Genomic DNA, 5,977 nt, shown 5'->3' on the forward strand with positions numbered 1-5,977 from the left:
GCCTCAGTGGCGCTGCATTTTTTCAAACAATACCGACTGGATAATCATGTTCACTTGTTTGCGGGGACGGGCGGCTATGCCGATGGCGAGCAGCGGCGTGATTTCATTCACGTGGACGATGTGGTGGCCGTCAATATGCACTTTTTGGATCACCCGCACAGCGGAATCTACAATGTGGGCACCGGGCAGGCGCAGAGTTTCAACGAAGTGGCAGTCGCCGTCATCAATAGTCTGGAACGCCGCGCAGACCGCCCAGCACAAAACCTGCCTGTACTACAGAAAGCGCAGACTATTCGCTACATCAGCATGCCCGAGGCCCTGAATGGCAAATATCAGAGCTTTACCCAGGCAGAAGTGAGCAAGCTGCGTAGTGCGGGATATGCCAAACCCTTCCTGACAGTGGAGCAGGGGGTGGATCGCTACGTGCAATGGCTGGCGGAGCGGCCGGATTGATGGACGGGCGGGTACTCGTTACCGGTGCTGCGGGTTTCATCGGTTTTCATATGGCCCGTCGCTTACTGGCAGACGGCTGGATCGTCAGCGGCATAGATAATCTCAATGACTACTATGATCCCGGCCTGAAAAGGGATCGCCTGGCGCAACTGGAGGGGCATCCCGCTTTTCAGTTTCAGCCTCTGGATCTGACCAATCGGGAGGGTATGCAGACGCTCTTTGCGGGTCCACACTTTGACGTCGTCATCAATCTGGCTGCCCAGGCGGGGGTGCGGCATTCTCTGAAAGCGCCGCACAGCTATGTGGACAGCAATGTTGTCGGCTTTCTGAACGTGCTGGAGGGCTGCCGTGCGCAAGGGGTGAACCACCTGCTCTTCGCTTCCTCTAGTTCGGTATACGGTGCCAATAGTCGCCTGCCTTACAGTGTTCATGATCCGGTAGATCATCCGGTCAGCCTCTACGCGGCTACCAAGCGGGCGGGCGAACTTATGGCGCACAGCTACGCCCATCTTTATGGCATCCCCAGTACGGGATTGCGGTTTTTTACGGTCTACGGGCCTTGGGGGCGTCCCGATATGGCCTACTTCAGTTTCACGCAGAAGATTCTGGCCGGACAGCCCATCCCCGTATTCAACCACGGCCAAATGCGGCGCGACTTCACCTATATCAATGACATCATCGAAGGGGTGACGCGGCTCATTCCGCATGCACCGGAAGCGCAAAATATCTGGCCGGAAGATCCGGCAAGCAGTGCGGCACCATTCTGCATTCACAACATTGGCAACCACACGCCCATTGCACTCACGGACTTCATCCATACTCTGGAGGGATGCCTCGGCAAATCCGCGCAGATTGAATGGCTCCCCATGCAGGATGGCGACGTAGTAGCCACCTACGCCGACATTACTGTGTTACAGCAGAGCGTTGGCTTTGCTCCTGACACCCCCTTACGCGAGGGTCTGCAACACTTTGTAGCCTGGTATCGTCAGTATTACGGCTGACAGCCTGACATTTTTTAAACGGGGGTAACGCCATGAATATACGTACGTACTACCCCCTTCATCTGCATAGCCGAACAGAATTTCTGTGGCGGCAATTACGCTACACCGGGGCTGGATTAGCTTTCATGCTGTTTTCTCTCGGCATGGGCGTACTCGGCTATCATCTGCTGGCTCGTATCAACTGGATCGATAGTCTGCTCAATGCGAGCATGATTCTGAGCGGTATGGGTCCGGTTTCAAACTTACATGGCACTACCGCCAAACTTTTTGCCAGTGCCACGCCCTGTACTCGGGAGTGGTCTATCTGGCAGTATCCGCAGTACTTTTGTACCCGCCGGTTGAGCGACTTCTGAAGATTTTGCACCTTCAGGCACTCAATACGCCCTCTCCCGTACCGGGAAACCGCCACCCGGACCTCTCAGAAGACTGAGTCACCGCCGGGTAGTGGTATAAAACGTTTTTCAACAACACTACCTTACTCAGTGCGCCGTCTTGCCTGGGTACACAGAAGAGGCGGCGGAGGCGGCGATGTCAGCGGCCTTTTCCTCAATCCAGCTACGACCGGATCGGAAGCTCATCCAGCACTTCCCCTCGTAATCATATAGCTTGCATTCCTTGAAGATACGTCGAACCTCAAAAAAACCGAAGCGGGTTTCATGAATGTACTGGCCATATTCCGCGCGCAAATCTTCGTAGGCCCCCTTCAGACGGTAGAAGGGAATCCGCGGGTCTACGTGGTGCGGTGTGTGGATCAAAATATTGTGGATCAGGTACTCGCTGATTTTGGAGCAACGTACAATAGTGCTGCAATAAAGCTGGCCAACACTCTGGCTCCACTCCTCTTTCTCTGAGAAGAAGGGCACTTTCGGATGCGTGTGATGGAGAAAGACAAACAAAGCAATGTAATAATTGAACACCAGGAAAGGCAGAATCACCGCCGCAATGACGCCCATCAGGCCTGCAATCCAGTACACCAGCGCGGAAAAGCTGAGAAAAAACACCAACGTTACCATTTTGCTATAGAAAAATGCCCGCCGATCCTTGCTTTTCGCATCTGCTTTGAAACGCACCATGCCTGGCCACCAGATCCGCAACAGATAGTGCAGCGCACAACTGTAAGGGCTGCGTTCCAGGCGATAGATCATTTTCTGCCAAACCGTCTTGCTTCGATATTCCTCGGGTGTCCAGGGGCGCCATACCCAGTCGATGGTAGTCAGGCTGGTAAAGCCGTGATGGACGCGGTTGTGCCCGAAGGCCCAAAGTCGGTACATGTTCAGCGAGGGCAGCATGAAGATTGTGCCCATGATTTCGGCAGTGCGCTTGCTCTGGAAGAGGGCGCCGTGCGCCGCATCGTGCGCCCAGACAAACATAGAGGCGACTGCCGATCCCGCAAGGAGCCCGAACAACAGTTTGAGCCACCATGCCTCGACGAGCAGAGTACCGGCGATAGCTGACAGATAGAGGAGTGCATCGAATGCATACCACGCGACAGCAATACCGGTTGAGCGCTGATAGCGCTCGGGCCGGATCGCGTCACGGATGGTTTGAAGTTTGACGGGGCGCAATGCCTCGTAGTCAGCGTCAGAAGAGGTAAGTGGCATGGCAATGTGTTTCCTGGCAAATCCATTTCGTGGTTACAGCATACTCACATATCTTATTATATAATGAAAGATGGGGCAAACGTAGGGCCAGCACCTCGTAGACCCACTAACGATTGGGTTCGCCACCCTGATCTCGTTGCTGCGCTGTGTCACGCTTAGTCTGCGCGCGTTTGCTTCTGCCACAACCAAACCAGCGGTATTTGGCGCAGCAGAAATTAGTGCTACCATGTTGGAGTCATTTGCGCTATATGTTTAGCTGCTGACGCTGTCATCCCATGAAGTCTACGTTAAGGAGAATTGAAAACATGTTGGATATTGCCAAGATTAAGCCTGTTGCCCGTATCGTCCTTGTTGCCGGTGCTATCGCGCTTGCCTCGGCCTGCGCCAAGAAGGAAGAAACCACCGCTCCTGCTGAAAGCAGTGCCACCACCACCACCGAATCTGCTGCCCCGGCAACCACCACCACCGAATCTGCTGCCCCAGCGACAAACGGCACGGGCAGCAGCGCTATGGCGCCGATGGAATCCGCTGCGCCTGCCACCAGCAGCGATGCTTCTGCGAGCTAATTCACTGCCCGGGTAGAGTTCAGAGTTGGGACATGAGGAGGCGTATCACGATGACTTTTAATGATATCAGCCCAGTCATGCGTCTTCTGGTGCTTGTCGGCGTAGTTACTCTCGCTGCGGCTTGCGCCAGGAAAGACGAGTCCACTACCGCGCCGATTGATAGCTCCGCTACCAATCCGGCGGCGGGCAGCGGCCAGAATTCTGGATCTACCCGAGGTGGTGAGAGCACTGGAGGCAGCGCCTCGCCGGCGGGCTTTGACGCGCAGGGACGAGGCGAGCGTTTTATTAAGGTAGTGACCGCCGCGGGGAGCCTGGATCAGATGGTCAAAGCGAGGTCGCTGGCGGAAGCCAAGGGCTGTTTTGCCTGTCATCAAATCGGTACCAAAGTCCTCGGTCCTGCTTTTGCCTGGGTCGCCTACAAGTACAAAAGCGATCCCAAGGCGATAGCAACGTTAAGCCACGCTATTGAGCATGGCGTGTCCGGCGTGTGGGGTTCTATGCCCATGCCAGCGCAGAATGTGACCTCGGCGGAAGCCAAAGAGTTGGCTTCATGGGTGTTGGCACAAAAGCCTATCGCACCCCCAAAAACTGCCTAACGGGCTTCTTTAGCCGTCTAGACCCCCGCCTTGCGGGGGTTTTTTATACCCGGATGAGTCTTGCGAAAAAAGTTTAAAACATTCAGCTGGATTTCCAGCACCTATTATGCGGAAGGGCTGCCTTATTCGCTGGTGCAACAGGTATCCGTCCAGTTTTTTACCTATGCAGGCGCCAGCTTGCAGGTCATCGGATTGCTCTCCTTTTTCGGTCTGCCTTGGAATTTAAAACTGTTCTGGAGCCCATTGATCGATCTTTTTGCGGATAAGAAGCGTTGGCTTGTAGTAATGGAAATCGTCCTGGGTGGTGTGGCCGCTTTACTGATCTGGCCAGCACAACATCTGAATCTGGACCTCGCCACTAAAATCTTTGTGTTATTGGCCTTCATGGCGGCTACCCATGACATGTCCGTAGACGGTTATTACATCCAGACACTCAACCCATCGGATCAGGCGGCTTTTTCAGGACTGCGGGTTGCGGCCTATCGGATTGCCATGCTGGTGGGAAACGGCGCGCTCGTTATCATCGCCGGGTGGGTGTCCTGGACCGCCTGTTTTTTAACGGCGGCGGCGATGATGTGGGGATTGGCGGCTTTTCATAAGCGTATACTTCCATCACCACCCGCACCCACGAGCCACAAAGGGCAGCATTGGCACGCCGTGCGCGAAGCTTTCTCCACCTACATGCAGCAACCGGGAATCCTCTGGGCTCTGGCCTTTATCCTGCTTTTCCGCGCTGGCGACGCCATGATGTCTGCGATGGTAACGCCATTTCTCAACCATCTGGGCTATGGCCTGGTGGCGCGCGGCATCCTCACCGGAACAGTAGGAACGGTGACGACTATCGGAGGCGCTTTGCTGGGCGGTATCATCATATCCCGATGGAGTTTGCGCCACGCGTTGCTACCGTTGACATTAATTCAATCTCTGGCAATTCCGGCCTATGCATGGCTGGCCTGGGCGACGCCGTCTGTCTGGTGGGTAGGCGTCACAGTGGCTTTTGAGCAGGCGGCGGCAGGTCTCGGCACCGCCGTTTTGATGGTCTTCCTCATGCAGCGTTGTCAGGGTAGCTATCAGGCAACGCACTTTGCTATCGGCTCCGCCCTGATGTCCGTGGCAACCACGGTTGTCGGCGGGTTTAGTGGTTTTCTCGCGGCACGGGTGGGATTTGTGGAATTTTTTCTACTGGCATTTGCCGCGGCACTACCCAGTTTGTGGTTGGCGCTGCGTATGCCTGTGGTCCTGTTTACAGATCGTCAGGAGTTCATACCGGCACCGGACTCCCCGGAGGGGAAGACCGAATAATTGCATACAAAATAAAGAGGGGGCGAAAGAATGAATTCAGACAAGAGGCTGTGGAGATGGGATAAAGGCCGGGTACGGCTCTATTTTTTATCGGGATATTGCCTTAGCACAGTTTGGCGACGATGGTCAATGGATTATTTTGATTCAGGATATGCAAAAGGGCAGGCCGGCACTAAGCGTGCAGGCAAATCATAGACAACTGCCTGCATCCACGGCAAAGCTCCTAACCACTGCGTATATCCTGCATGAATTGGGGCCGGAATCTCACCAGCAAACCCGGATATTGGCCCGGACCGTCGATGATGGTGTGGTGCAAGGGCCGTTAATTTTACTGAGTGGCGGTGACTCTAATCTCTCCAGCCGACGTTTTCCGTTTATTACGCAAACGGTGCGGGATGACCCCATGTTATCCTACGCGGATGCTTGCCGCTCAAGTATGGGCAGGTAGAACATGTTTT

Annotated in this window: 8 protein-coding genes; 7 read left to right on the forward strand and 1 reads right to left on the reverse strand. The window is 54.8% G+C overall.

All coding sequences use genetic code 11. From position 1 onward, the window contains the following. The 3 genes from AC2VNK_RS03180 to AC2VNK_RS03190 all read left to right on the forward strand — a co-directional run. Positions 1 to 453, forward strand: a 453-nt coding sequence (locus tag AC2VNK_RS03180; RefSeq protein WP_486882769.1) for an NAD-dependent epimerase/dehydratase family protein, incomplete at its 5' end; no start/stop codon positions are given. Then, entirely contained in the window at positions 453 to 1,454 is a 1,002-nt protein-coding gene (locus AC2VNK_RS03185) for an NAD-dependent epimerase (RefSeq protein ID WP_486882774.1), read from the forward strand. The genes AC2VNK_RS03180 and AC2VNK_RS03185, both read left to right, overlap by 1 nt. Positions 1,455 to 1,486: 32 nt before the next feature. Further along, positions 1,487 to 1,807 (forward strand): hypothetical protein, encoded by a 321-nt coding sequence (locus AC2VNK_RS03190; RefSeq protein ID WP_486882770.1) that lies wholly within the window; start codon positions 1,487 to 1,489, stop codon positions 1,805 to 1,807. A 126-nt stretch (positions 1,808 to 1,933) separates the two neighbouring features. Here AC2VNK_RS03190 and AC2VNK_RS03195 read toward each other — a convergent pair whose 3' ends face one another. Continuing rightward, the gene (locus AC2VNK_RS03195; RefSeq protein ID WP_291524281.1) at positions 1,934 to 3,055 is read right to left on the reverse strand and encodes a fatty acid desaturase; all 1,122 of its coding nucleotides are present in this window, start codon (positions 3,053 to 3,055) and stop codon (positions 1,934 to 1,936) included. A 305-nt stretch (positions 3,056 to 3,360) separates the two neighbouring features. On the opposite strand from AC2VNK_RS03195, the gene AC2VNK_RS03200 reads away from it, so the two are divergent. The 4 genes from AC2VNK_RS03200 to AC2VNK_RS03215 all read left to right on the forward strand — a co-directional run bounded on the left by AC2VNK_RS03200 (position 3,361) and on the right by AC2VNK_RS03215 (position 5,967). After that, entirely contained in the window at positions 3,361 to 3,621 is a 261-nt protein-coding gene (locus AC2VNK_RS03200; protein WP_291524282.1) for a hypothetical protein, read from the forward strand. 50 nt (positions 3,622 to 3,671) lie between these two features. After that, positions 3,672 to 4,217: a c-type cytochrome gene (locus AC2VNK_RS03205; RefSeq protein WP_486882771.1), complete on the forward strand. Its 546-nt coding sequence runs from the start codon at positions 3,672 to 3,674 to the stop codon at positions 4,215 to 4,217. Positions 4,218 to 4,277: 60 nt separating this feature from the next. Further along, positions 4,278 to 5,519 (forward strand): MFS transporter, encoded by a 1,242-nt coding sequence (locus AC2VNK_RS03210; protein WP_486882772.1) that lies wholly within the window; start codon positions 4,278 to 4,280, stop codon positions 5,517 to 5,519. 151 nt (positions 5,520 to 5,670) lie between these two features. Next, positions 5,671 to 5,967: a D-alanyl-D-alanine carboxypeptidase gene (locus AC2VNK_RS03215; protein WP_486882773.1), complete on the forward strand. Its 297-nt coding sequence runs from the start codon at positions 5,671 to 5,673 to the stop codon at positions 5,965 to 5,967. The last annotated feature ends 10 nt before the right edge of the window (positions 5,968 to 5,977 follow it).

The sequence above is a fragment of the Acidithiobacillus sp. TH-A35 genome, assembly GCF_057473505.1.